This is a genomic window from Chitinophaga polysaccharea, from assembly GCF_902150045.1.
Lineage (GTDB): Bacteria > Bacteroidota > Bacteroidia > Chitinophagales > Chitinophagaceae > Chitinophaga > Chitinophaga polysaccharea_A.
The window spans coordinates 312,514-327,336 of the sequence record NZ_CABFVU010000003.1 but is presented as its reverse complement, the minus strand read 5'-3'; the positions used below and the strand labels follow the sequence as shown (position 1 = coordinate 327,336).

Sequence of the window (14,823 nt, the reverse complement as noted above, 5' to 3'; positions counted from 1 at the left end):
GGAGATATGAGCGGATAAAGTTGAATCGTCTTCGGCGATGGCGGAATTAGCTCTTATCTCATCTATGCTGATTTGAATCGAAGCAGCGTAAAAAATCAGAAAAATCAAAAATGATCAAATCCAGGTAATCATTATAATCATCATAATCCTGAGTCAGACAAAATCCGCTCATTTCCGTATTTTCGTAGCTATACAAACCTCATTTTTTTTATGAAATACTGTGATAATATACTCGAAACGATAGGAAATACCCCAATGGTAAAGCTGCACCGTGTAACTGCCTCCCTGCCCTGCACGGTATTGGCAAAGGTGGAGTTCTTTAACCCCGGCAACTCTATTAAGGACCGCATGGCCGTGAAAATGGTGGATGTAGCAGAAGAGAAAGGATTGCTCAAACCCGGTGGCACCCTTATTGAAGGCACTTCCGGCAATACGGGCATGGGCCTGGCCCTGGCAGCTATTATCAGGGGATATAAGTGTATTTTCACCACCACAGATAAACAATCTAAAGAAAAAGTGGATATCCTGAAAGCCGTAGGTGCAGAAGTGATTGTTTGCCCTACCAATGTGGAGCCCGAAGATCCCCGCTCTTACTATTCCGTGTCCAAAAGACTGGCTACAGAAGTGCCCAATTCATTTTATGTGAACCAATATGATAACCTCGCTAACCGTGATGCACATTACGAGCAAACCGGTCCTGAAATATGGGAGCAAACTGACGGAAAGATCACCCACCTGGTGGTGGCTACCGGTACCGGCGGCACCGTTACCGGCACAGGAAAATACCTGAAGGAAAAGAACCCCGACATTAAAGTATGGGCTATTGACAGTTATGGTTCCTTACTGAAGAAATATTTTGAAACCGGTCAGCTGGATATGAGCGAAGTATATCCTTATATAACCGAAGGTATAGGGGAAGATTTTGTGCCGGAGAATTACGATATGAAGGTGATCGATAAATTTGAAAAAGTTACCGATAAAGACGCTGCTGTGATGGCGCGCCGCATCACCAAAGAAGAAGGCATCTTCGTGGGATATTCCGCTGGATCGGCCATAGCAGGGCTGCTGCAGCTAAAGGAATCACTAAAGCCTACAGACGTGGTAGTGGTTATTTTCCATGATCATGGCAGCCGTTATGTAGGAAAAATTTACAACGACCAATGGATGATGGAGCGCGGGTTCCTGGATGTAAAAACAGTAAAGGATGTAGTGAATGGACGCCGTAACCAGCCACTGGTAACCATCAGCGCAGATGAAAAAGTAAGTGAGGCTATCGCCAGGATGAAAAAATATGACATCGAGCATATCCCTGTAGAACAAGGCGGAGAGCTGATCGGCTCCATCTCTGAAAACGGGTTGTTCAACCGCCTGATCGATGATGTCAACCTGAAAGATGCCCTGGTACAACAGGTGATGCAGCCGTCGTTCCCACTGGTAAGCCAGGATACGCCCATTGAAAAACTATCCGTGTATATCAACCGGGAAAACGGTGCGGTGCTTACAAAAGACGACAGCGGCAATCATCACATTGTTACGAAGTACGATATTATACAGGCACTTGGCAGATAAAAGCATATGTTATTTATTGATCAGCTGCACAGACAGATAACACTCGACAATCCGCCCAGGCGGATTGTTTCATTGGTGCCCTCCCAAACAGAATTGCTGTATTCCCTCGGACTTGAAAAAGAAGTGGTGGGCATTACCAAATTCTGCGTACATCCGTTAACATGGTTCCGGGAAAAGACGAGGATAGGCGGTACCAAAAATATTCACTCCGGTATTATTCGGCAGCTTTCACCCGACCTTATCATTGCCAACAAGGAAGAAAACCTGGCGGCCGATGTGGAGCTGCTGATGCAGGAATACCCGGTATGGGTAAGTAATATCCAGACCCTGGAAGATGCATACAGTATGATTACCAGCGTAGGTGCGATAACAGATCGTGTGGATGCCGCCGCCAGTATCGTTTCCCGGATCAAAGCGGGCTTTTCTTCATTACAGCCTTTTACAACTGCCGTTCCCACTGCCTACTTTATCTGGCGCGATCCATGGATGGTGGCGGGCGGAGACACCTTCATCCACCATATGCTGCAGCTGTGCGGCTTCCGGAATGTATTCGGGGAGCAGCCCCGTTATCCCGTCATTACTGCCACCCAACTGGCAAACAGCGGTTGCCGCAGGATATTGCTTTCTTCGGAGCCCTATCCTTTTAAGGAAAAACATATCGCGGAACTGCAGGCAATATTACCGGATGCACATGTTCAGCTGGTAGATGGTGAAATGTTTTCCTGGTATGGCAGCCGTTTGCTGGAGGCCCCCGCCTATTTTCAAACGCTGATCAAAAAGCAACACAAAAATTAAAATCAGCAAAATCATCATAATCCTGAATCAGACAAAATTCGCGGCAAAATTCGCATGCTGAGGCAACGTTCTTCTTTCCAACTGCGTAAACAGGATAACGATCCACTCAATTAAAACGCACTTTATGGAAAGAAGAGACTTTGTTTCCAACATCGGACTTACACTGGCACTTGTTTGTACCGCCGGTTTAGCTGCCTGCAGCAAGGGAGGCAACGATAATCCTGATCCTGCTCCTCCCGGCGGCGGTGGCGGCAATGCCAAACTATCATTAAACCTCGGCAGTGATCTCACCAATGTGGGCGACTTTAAGATTTCCAACGGGGTGATCATTATCCGCGTTGCTGCCGGCAACACAGCATCGGCTTTCACGGCGCTTTCCAGCACCTGCACTCACCAGGGTTGCACGGTGGCTACCTACAACAACAGCTCCAAATTGATAGAATGTAATGCGCCCTGCGGCCATGGCAGCCGGTATACCACTACCGGCGCGGTGAACACAGGCCCGGCCACTGCAGCGCTGACGGCTTATACTATTAAGGTAGATGGAAATGTGCTCACAGTGAGCTAATGTTTCTCAAGAAAATCGAGCACCCATTCCGCAAAGGGCACGCTGCGTACTACTGAATTATGATCTCCGGCTACGGTGCCGTGCATTCCTGCCGGCATCATGGCTGCGAGTGAGCCGCCGGTATCATTATCTTCGTCTTTATCCCCCCCGATAACCAATACCGGCTGATGCACGCCGGCCAGCTCCTGAGGTGTAGTAGTGGGCTGGCCCAACTGCATCATAGCAAGGGCGCGCTGATCCAGCCCCGACTGTTGTACATATTTCACCATCGCGGCCAGCTCCGGTACCTCTTTCCCGGAAAGCGCCTCGTAAAACTGCTGCCGGCGCGGCCAGGCGGGGTTTGTAAAAGCAGTGCCCATCCCTCCCATCACCGCGCTACGTACCCTGGCATCCAGCACCAGTAGGCGCGATACGATGATACTGCCTCTCGAATAGCCCACTGCCTGGTAATTATTAATATTAAGCCAGGTCATCAATCCCATAATGTCCTTTGTTTCCGCATCATTGAGATACGCGAGGCTGTCGTGCGGATGATCCGATGCCCCGTTTCCCCTCAGGTCAAGGGTTATTACCTTATACCCGTGTACGAGCAATGAATCATACAAGGCCGTTTTTTTCCAGGAATCCCCGTTCACAATGAAGCCATGTACCAATAATACAGGAGCTCCCGTACCGGTAACGGTATAATGGATCCGGGTACCATCAAAGGAAGTGAAGTACTGCAGGGAATCGGTTGCATTATCCGCAGATGCACTGCCGGATGGCATTTGCAGACATATCACCGCGAGGAAAAACAGGAATAATTTCATATAAAACGGGATTGATACCGGTTAAAATACATTTTTCTGTTGGTAGAATTAATACATAAGCACTTACTTTTCGCTATAAATCTTCTATTTAACTCCTTATATTTGCTTTCCTAAAAAATTAAAACACATATCAGAGTATGGGAAAATACAGAGCTGGCGTACTATTCGGCGAAGAGCTGGATGCGCTGTATAACGATGCCAAAGACAACGGATTTGCTATGCCTGCCGTAAATGTTGTGGGAACTAACTCCGTGAATGCGGTACTGGAAACAGCTGCTAAAGTGAATTCACCGGTTATCATCCAGTTTTCTAACGGTGGTGCACAATTTTTTGCCGGTAAAGGTATGCCGAACGACAAGCTGCAGGCTAATATTGCAGGTGGTATTTCCGGCGCCAAACATGTACATGAAGTGGCTAAATATTACGGTGTTCCCGTAGTACTGCATACAGACCATGCTGCCAAGAAATGGCTGCCATGGATAGATGGTCTGCTGGATGCAGGCGAACAACATTTCAAACAAACCGGTCAGCCGCTTTACAGTTCCCATATGCTGGACCTGTCTGAAGAGCCGATTGCAGAGAACATCGAAATTTCTCATAAATATTTTGAGAGAATGAATAAACTGGGTATGTCCATCGAAATTGAGCTGGGCGTAACAGGTGGTGAAGAAGATGGTGTGGACAATTCCGGCGTAGACAACTCCAAGCTGTACACTCAGCCTGAAGAAGTAGCCTATGCGTATGAAATTTTATCAAAGGTAGGCCCGCGTTTCACCGTGGCAGCTGCTTTCGGTAACGTTCATGGCGTATACTCCCCTGGTAACGTAGAGCTCCGTCCGGTGATCCTGCACAACAGCCAGGAATTCATCCAGGAGAAATTTAAAACTGCCGCTAAACCGGTATTCTACGTATTCCACGGTGGTAGCGGTTCTCCAAAGCACCAGATCACTGAAGCGCTGGGTTATGGCGTTATCAAAATGAACATTGATACAGATATGCAGTGGGCATTCTGGGAAGGTATCCACGATTTCTACGAAGCAAAGAAGGATTACCTCCAGGCTCAGCTGGGTAACCCCGAAGGACCGGACAAACCAAATAAAAAATACTACGATCCGCGTGTATGGCTGCGCAAAGGTGAAGAAACCTTTGTTAAACGCCTGGAAGAAGCGTTCAGGGATCTGAACTGTATTAACAGGAACGCATAATCAGTCAAACGCCTGACATATAAAGCAAAAAGCTGTTGTAAAGGGGATAAAGCGTCATATATTATATGTATATGTTATTATCTCCACTACAATGGCTTTTTGCTTTTTGATTTAAACTTTATACTTTTCCCTATATGTTTTTGCCTTTATGCGATAATTCGTATCTTGCACCACTATTTTCTAATCTAATAGTAAAATATGTCAAGCTGGTTTAAGCGAATTAAACAAGGCATCTCTACCACCACCAGTGAAAAGAAAGAAGCACCGGATGGTTTGTGGCACAAGTGTCCTAACTGTAAAAAAACCACCACCGTAAAGGATCTGAAGGAGCATTACTATGTTTGCGATAAGTGTAATTATCACAACCGTATTAACTCTGCCGAGTACTTTGAGATCATCTTTGATAACAACCAGTTCGAGGAACTGTTCCCCAATATATACCCGACCGACTTCCTGGGCTTTAAAGATCTGAAACCTTATGCCGACAGGCTGAAAGATGCGCAGAAGAAATCAGGCCTGAAAGATGCGATGACCGTTGGTACGGGTAAAGTGCTGGGAAATGATCTCGTAGTGGCATGCATGGATTTTAACTTTATTGGTGGTTCCATGGGTTCTGTTGTTGGTGAAAAGATTGCCCGCTCCATCGATTACTGTATTGTACATAAGATGCCGCTGATGATCATCTCCAAATCAGGTGGCGCCCGTATGATGGAAAGCGCCTTCTCCCTGATGCAGATGGCTAAAACATCCGCCAAACTCACACAGTTGGCTGATGCAAGGCTCCCCTACATCTCCCTGATGACCGATCCTACCACCGGCGGCGTAACAGCCTCTTATGCAATGCTGGGCGACCTTAACATTGCTGAGCCAGGCGCCCTTATCGGTTTTGCCGGTCCGAGGATCATCAAAGAAACCATCAAGAAAGACTTACCTGCTGGTTTCCAGAGCGCCGAATTCCTGCTGGAGCACGGTTTCCTGGATTTCATCATGGATAGAAAAGAACTGAAGACGAAGTTGGCAAGTTTGCTTACCATCTTTAAAAATTAAGAAGACAGCTTTTAGGCTCCGACGGTTGGCACCTGCATGGATATTCCTGCAACTGCCAACCGTTGAAGGCTAAAAACCAACCCCTCATATCAAAGCACAAATGGCAGAATTAAAGAACAGATCGGCATATTTTGAGTACGCAATAGAAGATAAGTTCATTGCAGGAATGGTGTTGCTTGGCACTGAGATCAAGTCCATCCGTGCAGGTAAGGTGAGCTTTAACGATTCCTTCTGCTATTTTTCAAAGGGAGAATTATACGTGAGAAGCCTGCATATTGCGGAATATTCGCACGGTACTTCCTCCAACCATGATCCCCTGCGCGAGCGTAAGCTGCTGCTCACCAAACGGGAACTGAGAAAAATGGAAAACAAGATCAAAGAACGCGGCTATACTATTGTACCACTTCGTATATTCATTACTGATAAAAGCCTGGCAAAAATGGAGATTGGTATTGGTAAAGGTAAAAAGCTTCATGATAAGCGCGACTCTATCAAAGCAAGGGAAGCCGACAGGGAGCTCAGACGACAATATAAATAAACAAAGCGCCGGCAGGCAAAAGCATATCCTTTTAAAAACAGTTCCCCATTGAAAAAGCTAATATTCAGACAATTACTGAGCCTTATCACCATCCTTCTCTACATTTTTATTCTTTCCTGTAAATCAGGTGAAAAATTATTCAACAAAGGCAGGTACGGTGAAGCCGTTACTGCCTTTGTGAAAAAGCTGCAACGCAACCCCCAGGACGCCACCGCTACGCGGCTGCTGCCGGATGCCTACAAACAGGCGCAACTGGTGCGGGAAGACCGGGTTAGTGCATATCTACGCTCCAACAACGAGCTCAAGTGGGAAAGTATACGGAATGAGTACAGGGCCATGCAAAGCCTTTATAACGCTATTCACAGCTCCCCTGCGGCCCTTAAACTGGTACAGCCGAAGGATTACAGGGATGCCATTACAGGCGCCCAGGAAAACGCCGCTGAAATGCGGTACGACCGCGGCATGTCTTTACTGAGCCAGGGCGATAAAGCCAGTGCACGGCAGGCTTACGAGGAATTCGGCGCCGCGCTTAAGCTCATCCCTAATTACCGCGACGCCAAACAACGCCGGGACGAAGCCTACCGGATGGGAGTAATCAACGTGGTAGTAAGCGAAATTGAAGTACGCTCACCCTATTACCAGTTCAGCGCCGACCAGTTCCGTGATTACCTGGTACGCAACCTGCAGCAACGAAATATCAACCAGTTTGTACAGTTCTATGATGAGCGGGTGGCCCGCAATGAAAACCTCCGCCCCGATGAATATATTGAACTGCGCTTCTTTGATTTTATAGTGGGCCAAACCTATGTAGACCGCATCGAGCGCGATGTTTCAAAAGAAATTGTGGTGGGCACCACCAAAGATTCTACCGGAAATGAATCCAATGTCTATAAAACAGTAAAAGCAACCCTGTATATCACTAAAAAAACGGTGGTGTCGAAAGGACTGCTGGACTATCGCATCACCAATACTTCCAATGGGCAACTGCTGCGTACCGACCGCATACCCGGCAGTTATACCTGGCTGAACCAGTATGGTACATTCAAGGGAGATGAAAGAGCTTTAAGTGATGAAGATAAACAGCTGATGGGCGGACGGGATATGCCTCCACCACCGCCTACCGATCTGTTCATGGAATTTACGCGGCCTATTTATGATGTGCTGGCAAGGGATCTGCAAAGTTTTTATAACAGGATATAACATAAAAAAGTCTCCGGAATCCGGAGACTTTTTTATGTTATATCTTCTGCTGCAGCAATGGTATCAGCTGATGCGCAGGTACCACCCCGCTCTGTCTCCATATCAGCTTACCTTCGCGGAAAAGCAATAAGGTAGGCACGCTGCTGATCTGCCACTGAGCGGCCAGCTGCTGGTTTTTATCTATGTCTATCTTGATAATCCGGATCTTTTCACCCATTTTATCCTTTACCTCTTTCAATATGGGAGGCACCATCTGGCAGGGACCGCACCAGGTGGCAAAACAATCAATCAGTACGGGTGTGGGAGAAGCGATTATCGCCTGCAGGTTTTCCATAGCACATGTTTTAATTCCATCCACAAATTACGGACTTTTTGAAAAGCGAAAAACATAACATATATTACACATATAATCCGTCTTATCTGTTATCTATGAACTTGCTATCCACCATCATTTATTTCGCGTGGTTCCTCTCAGAGATCTTACTGCACCGCATTCTCCGGGGCACTGGCGCGGACGACAGGAAAAAGCAGGACCAGGGCAGCCTGGCTTTCATCTGGATCGTGATCATTGTATTCATTAATGTTTCCGTGATAGTAGCGGCAAAAACAAGTTACTATATTCTCCCCGGGCCAGACATGAATCGTATAGGCCTCAGCGTTATACTGCTGGGAATGGTACTTCGATTTGTAGCTATTGCACAGCTGGGCCGGTTGTTTACCGTAAACGTGACCATCCGTAAAGACCACCACATTAAAAAAGATGGGTTGTACAGCGTATTGCGGCATCCCTCCTACGCCGGATCCCTGTTGTCTTTCCTGGGATTCGGGCTGTCGCTGAACAGCTGGCTTGGATTGGCTATTGTGTTCATTCCTGTATTTGCAGCGTTTGTTTACCGGATGAATGTAGAAGAAAAAGTATTGCGCTCCCAGTTTGGTGAAGAATATACTACCTATATGAAACGCACCAGCCGTATTATCCCGTGGATCTACTAACGTCATTAAAATAAAAAATCCCCTCGAAAATTCGAGGGGATTTTTATTTTAATGATGCCGGTACAAATACTTCCCGCATACTTCCCGCATGCTTCCAGGATGCTTAGGAGTCGTCTATGTGTCGTACTCTTCATACAGTTCTCATACACTCCTCATACGGACGTCATACACTCATAACGCACTTCCAATGCTTAGTGCATGCTCTTACCCTGATTTACGGCTATGGAATCCGGCAATAAGCGGCAAAACCGGCTGATTGGTTTTGCCGCTTATTACCCGGATGGTAATTTAGCAGTACAATTTATTTCAATCCGTGTAACAGTATCTGCAAAGGGGCGCCTGAGCACCCTCAGTGGCTGATATCCAGATCATGATAACGTTGCATTGCCACCGCTTATGAAAGGAATTTAACTGATACCGGATAATACTGATCAGTTATTGATATTCGGATTACTTTGCAGCTCTGAGATAGGGATGGCAAACAGGTAGTACTTGCTGTAAGGCACAAACGGCGTACCATCTGGCTGCTTCAGCGTAAGATGCCCCTGGGCAGGCACTTCCACGAAGGTGCCATCACCTCTTGGTACGCTGATGATACTATCCTGCCCGTTATAGGAAAGGAACGGTTTCCTTACTACGGTACCGCCTGTACGAATAATATCAGACAGTGAAAATCCTTCTCCCCATAACTCTTTTCTTCTTTCCACAAGGATAGTATCCACCAGGCTGCCACCACCTTTATACAGTGTTGCATTCCGTGCAGCGCGGAGCACATTAAGCGCTTCTGCACCTTTGCCCGCATTACGGCTTTGTGCATATGCTTCTGCTTCTATCAGGTACATTTCTGCAGAGCGCATCAGTACCAGGTCGCCTACCAGCGCGCCTGCATCACGGAAACGGAATTTCTTGTAACGCAGGTAGCCTTCCTGGTCAGGCAGGGTATCCCAGTCGAACAAACGAAAGCGTACGTCTGCGCTGTCGAAGAAATTCTTGAAGTAAGGATCTGCCATGAAGCTCTGGTAATAAGAAGCAGGGCTGGAAACATCCAGGAAATGGAAGTTATAGCTGGCGTTGCTCTGGTTAGGCGTTTGTGCATGTCCCCAGATCCATTCACCATTGTTAATGTCGCTGAAGCCTTTATTATAATCATCTCCTGACATCAGGGGATAGCCATTGCGGGCAGCTATTGCCGCGGTAATAGCGTTGGCCCACTGGCGGTTATAGAGGTATGCACGCGCCAGTAAGCCGTTCGCTACATTAATGTTTATCTTCCATTTCTGGGTAGCGCTGCGCTCATAATTTTTCAGCAGCGGCAGTGCTTTCTGCAGATCGTCTATCACCAGTTTATATACATCGCCGATGGTTGATTTGGGCTTTCCAGCTGTAGTAGGCCCGGATGGCTCTGTATAGATGGGAATAGCCTTTTCAGTACCGGTCCTGTTGAACTGGTAGAAGGAAGCCAGCGTAAGGTAGCAATTGGCGCGCAGGGCATATGCCTGACCTTTCAGGCGTTGTTTTTTATCTTCATCGCCGGTAGCATTGTCTACTTTTGCGATCACGTTATTGCAGTTGTCGATCACTTTGTAAAGGATGGTCCAGAAAGCAGTTACCCGGTTCTTGGTATTATCTGTCATTTCGGTATATCCGTATGAATCACGCAAGCCGTAAGATTGGGTAACAGCCACATCACTGCCCATGGCATCGCTGGTGAGGTGAATGGATTTGTAACCCGGTACTGCATACGTGAAGAATTCTTCAAACATATATGCCCAGGTACCATTGATCACCGTTTCCACGTTGTCGGCGGTATTAAACACTTGGTCGTCCGGTACAGCATTGGTTGGCTTGGTGTCCAGGAAATCCTTGTTGCAGGCGCCCAACACCAAAGCAGCGATTATTATATGGAATATGTTCTTTTTCATGGTTGTAATTTTTAGAAGCTCAGATTAATACCTGCAGAAATGGATTTAATGGCCGGGTAACGATAATAGGTAGTACCTCCTACTGATTGTTCCGGATCAAGGCCCTGGTGGTTATAGATCGTGAACAGGTTTTCTCCCTGTACATAAATGAGCACGTTGTTAAGATGCGCTTTATCCATCAGCGATTTAGGGAGGTTATAGCTGATGTTCAGTGTTTTCAACCTTGCATAGCTTGCATCATACAGGAAACGGTCGGATACCGAAGTCCAGTTGGTTTGCACGGTAGTCAGTTTAGGTACATCCGTTACTTTGTTTTCCGGTGTCCAGCGGTTCAGCATTTCTGTACTGAAAGGACGGCCGGCGGAAGTACCTGTACCCAGCAGGAACAGGTAATCCTGGTCCAGCACTTTACCACCAAGACTGTATACCATCATGAAAGACAGTGAAAAGTCCTTATAGGTGAAGGTATTGGTGAAACCACCATAAACATCCGGCAGTGATGAGCCATTATAATACTGCGTAGCGGCAGAATAGTTGCCCGTAGTGCCTTTGGTGCCGTCTGCATTATCAATATACCACATTGGCAAACCGGTTTCCTGGTTTACACCCGCCCATTTCCTCAGGTAAAAATCATAGATAGATTTACCTACCATGAGTTTCTTTGTACCACTGATAATTTCTTTCTGCGGTAATTCTGTGATCTTATTTTTATAGTGGGTAGCGTTCAGGTCAATGCTCCAGCTGAAGTCTTTCGTTTTCACCGGCACAGCATGTATGGTACCTTCCACACCGGTATTCTTCAGTGCACCGATATTTTCATCCACAGCGGAATAACCTACAGAAGGCGCCATTGGCCTGGAGTACAGCAGATCCTGCGATTTGCGCTGGAAGAACTCTACGGTACCGCCTAAACGATTTTCAAACATACTGAAGTCAACGCCAATGTTTAAGTTCAGGTTGGTTTCCCATTGCAGGTTAGGGTTGTAAACCTGGCGGCGGTAGGTACCACCTTCACCGAGATTGCTGTTCACGTTCAGCAACGGGTAATAGTTATAGAAAGCGTCATCACCGAGGTTATCGTTACCCTGTCCGCCGTAGCTGGCACGGAGTGTGAGCAGGTTAAGCCAGGAATTGTTCTTCAGAAAATCTTCTTCCGTTAATTTCCAGGAACCGCCAACAGACCAGAAGGTGCCCCAGCGGTGATTCGGTGCGAAACGTGAAGATCCGTCGCGGCGAAGGGAAGCTGATAAAAAGTATTTCCCTACATAATCATATTCTGCCCTGCCGAGGAAGCTGGAGAGAGTGTACGTATCAGTGTATCCCTGCAGATCCTTGATGAGAGAAGCGTCCGACAGTTCTTCAAGACCTGGCAGCGAGAAGCCGGATTTCTGACCATCCAGGAAAGTGGTGGTATACTTATAGGCTTCCTGGCCTGCCAGCAGGTTCAGGTGATGCTTTTCATTGAACGTTTCTTCATAAGTGAAGATGTTGTTGAAGGTCCAGCTGAACACGCGGGTATTAAGCCTTTCAATTGTTCCGCCTACTTCTGCATCAAAGCCCAGTGTGGGGTTGGTGTAGTCGTATTGTTGTCTGGCGGTATAATCAGCATTATAGCTTGATTTGAATTTAAGTCCGCGCCAGATAGTAGCTTCTCCATACAGGCGGGCGGATAAGTCGTCACGGGTAAGCCGGTGCTTATCTATCGCGGAAGTAGCTACCAGGTTGGTGTTGGTGTTTGCTGCACTTGGGCGGTAGCTGCCATAGTCGAAGATCTTATTGCCATTGGCATCCAGGATATAAGCGCCGGTGGTGCGGTCGCGCTGATAGATAGGATAGAAATTTGACATCAGGCGGCCATAGTTCACGTAGTTATCGGAGCGACTATCTTCCGATGGCGGGGCATCCTGTTCGGAGTGCGTACCATTGAGGTTCAGTCCTACCTTTAACCACTTCTTGGCATCAATATCAATATTGCTGCGGAGGTTATAGCGTTTAAAACCGGAAGCAAGATAGATGCCCTGATCGTTCAGGTATCCACCGGAAACATAATACCTTGTTTTTTCGGTGGCGCCGCTGAGGGCCACATCAGCTTCCGTGCGCTTCCCGGTACGTTGCATGGCATCGTCCCAGTTGTCGTCCCACAGGGCCTTTGCGCCTGCAACCAGTTTACCGTCGGTGCCTACCGGCTGGGGGAATGCAGTACCGTAAGGGTTAATGCCCACCCTTCTCACCAGATTGCTGCTGGCCTGTGCGGCAGCAGTAGCGGGCGATAAGCCACTGGTAAGCCCGCCATTACGAATGGCCTCCCAGTACATTTCAAAATACTGATCGGTGCTTACACGGTCGTAATTGTCAACCGCCCTTTTGGAATAACCCTGACTAACGCGAACGTCTATATTACTTCCCTGTTTCTTTCCCTTCTTGGTAGTGATGATCACTACACCGTTGGCGCCGCGGGAACCGTACAGGGCGCTGGAAGCTGCGTCTTTCAGTACGCTGATGGATTCAATATCATAGGGATTAATGGCATTAAGGCTACCTCCGTAAGGCACACCATCTACCACGTATAAGGGATCAGCGGATGCGTTGATGGAACCAATGCCGCGGATGCGGATGGTAGCGTCTGAACCCGGCTGGCCGCTGGTGGAAGTGCTTTGCACACCTGCCGCAAGCCCCTGTAAGGCTTTGGTAACGCTGGATACCTGCCTGTTCACCAGTTCCTCGCTTTTGATCTGCGATACAGAACCGGTATAGGAGCTCTTTTTAGCAGTACCATAAGCTACCACTACAATTTCATCAATATCCTTCCCGGAAGAACGGATTGAAATATTAAGAGGCGATGTGCTGATGGGCACTTCCTGTTGTTCCATCCCAATGAAACGGATCACCAGTGTAGTAGCGGAAGGATCAGTTACCTGCAGGCTGAAATTGCCATCCCCGTCACTTACCACGCCGGTGGTAGTTCCTTTGATCACCACCGAAGCACCCGGTAAAGGAGAATTATCCTTTGCGGAATAAACACGGCCGGTTACCGTACGTGTTTGAGCAAATACTGCCATGGGTCCGATGAGCAGCAGAAAGAGGAGTAGTCGTTGTAACATAGTAAAATGTTGAGAGTTTTGCTGTGATTTGGTTTTTCATGGCAATACCCGTCCTTGTCTGTTACTGAACAGGCATTGCAGCATTGTATCCCATTATTGTTTGGACGCCGGTACAGACGGAGTTCCGGAAACAGTTAATGATTGTTGTAACCTGCTTTGGTTAAGCAGACAAATGTTTAGTTCTTACTGAAAGCAACAACAATAGTTGCATATAAAATATGGTTGGGTCGTCTTGTCCATAAGCAATTCTTTAATTAGTTCCGACCTGGTATCCTATAAAATCTATAGACTAATGGGACGCAAAGCTATATGCTTTCATATTTAAAAACAAAAGAATTGTTAAAAATATTGAGGAAAAGATTTTTTATGAAGATAGATTTTCAATAAAGACGCGGGTTTCATTGTTAAAAAATGTGATGAACGGAAATCAACTGCCTTTTTGCATCAGTAATACGATGATAATACCGGAGGCAGTGAGCGTTATGCTGGCCACCGTATAGATAGCCCCAGCGCCGGCACTTTACTATAATTATGCACGCCGGTTGGTTTGGAAAGAAGCAGGTTATTATTTATGCAAGCCCGTTTTCAAAACCTTCGTCTATCAGCCAGTTGCCGCTATCGGCAGCCTGTGTGGCCAGTTCATCACAACGGATATTGAAAGGATTGCTGGCATGGCCTTTCACCCATTGCATCTTCACTGTATGCTTCTTATATAAGGGAATGAAGCGCAGCCAGAGATCTTTATTCTTCTTCTCTTTAAAATTAATTTTCACCCATCCCCATAACCATCCTTTCTCTATGCTGTCCACCACATATTTGCTGTCTGTAAAAATGGTCACTGTTAATCCATCTTTTTTCAGCGCTTCCAGCGCTACAATCACCGCCAGGAGCTCCATCCTGTTGTTGGTGGTTTTACGGTATCCCTGCGATAATTCCTTTCTTACATTCCCCCATATGAGCACAACGCCATATCCGCCCGGGCCGGGATTGCCGCGGGATGCACCATCTGTATATACTACCAGTTCAGCCATGTTCAATTTTAAAGCAGCGCGAAGATAAGGAAAAGTGTGGAGGGG

Annotated in this window: 13 protein-coding genes; 8 read left to right on the top strand and 5 right to left on the bottom strand. The window is 47.0% G+C overall.

The window, feature by feature from the left end:
* Window positions 1-210 precede the first annotated feature (210 nt).
* The 3 genes from FN124_RS21670 (at window position 211) to FN124_RS21660 (ending at window position 2,932) form a co-directional block, all read left to right on the top strand.
* Complete coding sequence (locus FN124_RS21670) at window positions 211-1,569, top strand: pyridoxal-phosphate dependent enzyme (RefSeq protein ID WP_142686878.1); 1,359 nt, start codon at window positions 211-213, stop codon at window positions 1,567-1,569.
* A gap of 6 nt (window positions 1,570-1,575) precedes the next feature.
* Complete coding sequence (locus FN124_RS21665; RefSeq protein ID WP_142686877.1) at window positions 1,576-2,364, top strand: helical backbone metal receptor; 789 nt, start codon at window positions 1,576-1,578, stop codon at window positions 2,362-2,364.
* Window positions 2,365-2,488: 124 nt separating this feature from the next.
* Window positions 2,489-2,932: a QcrA and Rieske domain-containing protein gene (locus FN124_RS21660; protein WP_142686876.1), complete on the top strand. Its 444-nt coding sequence runs from the start codon at window positions 2,489-2,491 to the stop codon at window positions 2,930-2,932.
* Here the strand turns inward: FN124_RS21660 and FN124_RS21655 are convergent.
* Window positions 2,929-3,741: an alpha/beta fold hydrolase gene (locus FN124_RS21655; RefSeq protein ID WP_142686875.1), complete on the bottom strand. Its 813-nt coding sequence runs from the start codon at window positions 3,739-3,741 to the stop codon at window positions 2,929-2,931. The two genes, FN124_RS21660 and FN124_RS21655, sit on opposite strands and share 4 nt — an antisense overlap.
* 137 nt (window positions 3,742-3,878) lie before the next feature.
* Between FN124_RS21655 and fbaA the strand changes: the two genes are divergently transcribed.
* The 4 genes from fbaA (at window position 3,879) to FN124_RS21635 (ending at window position 7,731) form a co-directional block, all read left to right on the top strand.
* Entirely contained in the window at window positions 3,879-4,946 is a 1,068-nt protein-coding gene (gene fbaA / locus FN124_RS21650; protein WP_142686874.1) for a class II fructose-bisphosphate aldolase, read from the top strand.
* A gap of 198 nt (window positions 4,947-5,144) precedes the next feature.
* Window positions 5,145-5,993, top strand: coding sequence for an acetyl-CoA carboxylase, carboxyltransferase subunit beta (gene accD, locus FN124_RS21645; protein WP_142686873.1), 849 nt, complete (start codon window positions 5,145-5,147; stop codon window positions 5,991-5,993).
* 100 nt (window positions 5,994-6,093) lie between these two features.
* Entirely contained in the window at window positions 6,094-6,531 is a 438-nt protein-coding gene (smpB, locus tag FN124_RS21640) for an SsrA-binding protein SmpB (protein ID WP_142686872.1), read from the top strand.
* Window positions 6,532-6,579: 48 nt separating this feature from the next.
* Window positions 6,580-7,731 carry a tetratricopeptide repeat protein gene (locus tag FN124_RS21635; protein ID WP_142686871.1) on the top strand — a complete coding sequence of 384 codons (1,152 nt, stop codon included), beginning with the start codon at window positions 6,580-6,582 and terminating at the stop codon, window positions 7,729-7,731.
* A 37-nt stretch (window positions 7,732-7,768) separates the two neighbouring features.
* Here FN124_RS21635 and trxA read toward each other — a convergent pair whose 3' ends face one another.
* Entirely contained in the window at window positions 7,769-8,065 is a 297-nt protein-coding gene (gene trxA / locus FN124_RS21630; protein ID WP_142686870.1) for a thioredoxin, read from the bottom strand.
* Window positions 8,066-8,160: 95 nt separating this feature from the next.
* Between trxA and FN124_RS21625 the strand changes: the two genes are divergently transcribed.
* Entirely contained in the window at window positions 8,161-8,724 is a 564-nt protein-coding gene (locus tag FN124_RS21625) for a methyltransferase family protein (protein WP_142686869.1), read from the top strand.
* Window positions 8,725-9,155: 431 nt separating this feature from the next.
* Here the strand turns inward: FN124_RS21625 and FN124_RS21620 are convergent, their stop codons facing one another.
* From FN124_RS21620 to rnhA, 3 genes are all read right to left on the bottom strand, one after another.
* Complete coding sequence (locus FN124_RS21620) at window positions 9,156-10,646, bottom strand: RagB/SusD family nutrient uptake outer membrane protein (protein WP_142686868.1); 1,491 nt, start codon at window positions 10,644-10,646, stop codon at window positions 9,156-9,158.
* Between the two features lie 11 nt (window positions 10,647-10,657).
* The gene (locus tag FN124_RS21615; RefSeq protein WP_142686867.1) at window positions 10,658-13,747 is read right to left on the bottom strand and encodes a SusC/RagA family TonB-linked outer membrane protein; all 3,090 of its coding nucleotides are present in this window, start codon (window positions 13,745-13,747) and stop codon (window positions 10,658-10,660) included.
* Between the two features lie 569 nt (window positions 13,748-14,316).
* Window positions 14,317-14,778 carry a ribonuclease HI gene (rnhA, locus tag FN124_RS21610; protein ID WP_185937313.1) on the bottom strand — a complete coding sequence of 154 codons (462 nt, stop codon included), beginning with the start codon at window positions 14,776-14,778 and terminating at the stop codon, window positions 14,317-14,319.
* Window positions 14,779-14,823 lie beyond the last annotated feature (45 nt).

Coding starts and splice junctions, on each gene's coding strand:
- FN124_RS21615 (WP_142686867.1), bottom strand. CDS start 13,747: ATGTTACAACGACTACTCCTCTTTCTGCTGCTCATCGGACCCATGGCA.
- FN124_RS21670 (WP_142686878.1), top strand. CDS start 211: ATGAAATACTGTGATAATATACTCGAAACGATAGGAAATACCCCAATG.
- FN124_RS21625 (WP_142686869.1), top strand. CDS start 8,161: ATGAACTTGCTATCCACCATCATTTATTTCGCGTGGTTCCTCTCAGAG.
- accD (WP_142686873.1), top strand. CDS start 5,145: ATGTCAAGCTGGTTTAAGCGAATTAAACAAGGCATCTCTACCACCACC.
- rnhA (WP_185937313.1), bottom strand. CDS start 14,778: ATGGCTGAACTGGTAGTATATACAGATGGTGCATCCCGCGGCAATCCC.
- smpB (WP_142686872.1), top strand. CDS start 6,094: ATGGCAGAATTAAAGAACAGATCGGCATATTTTGAGTACGCAATAGAA.
- FN124_RS21620 (WP_142686868.1), bottom strand. CDS start 10,646: ATGAAAAAGAACATATTCCATATAATAATCGCTGCTTTGGTGTTGGGC.
- FN124_RS21665 (WP_142686877.1), top strand. CDS start 1,576: ATGTTATTTATTGATCAGCTGCACAGACAGATAACACTCGACAATCCG.
- FN124_RS21660 (WP_142686876.1), top strand. CDS start 2,489: ATGGAAAGAAGAGACTTTGTTTCCAACATCGGACTTACACTGGCACTT.
- FN124_RS21655 (WP_142686875.1), bottom strand. CDS start 3,741: ATGAAATTATTCCTGTTTTTCCTCGCGGTGATATGTCTGCAAATGCCA.
- trxA (WP_142686870.1), bottom strand. CDS start 8,065: ATGGAAAACCTGCAGGCGATAATCGCTTCTCCCACACCCGTACTGATT.
- fbaA (WP_142686874.1), top strand. CDS start 3,879: ATGGGAAAATACAGAGCTGGCGTACTATTCGGCGAAGAGCTGGATGCG.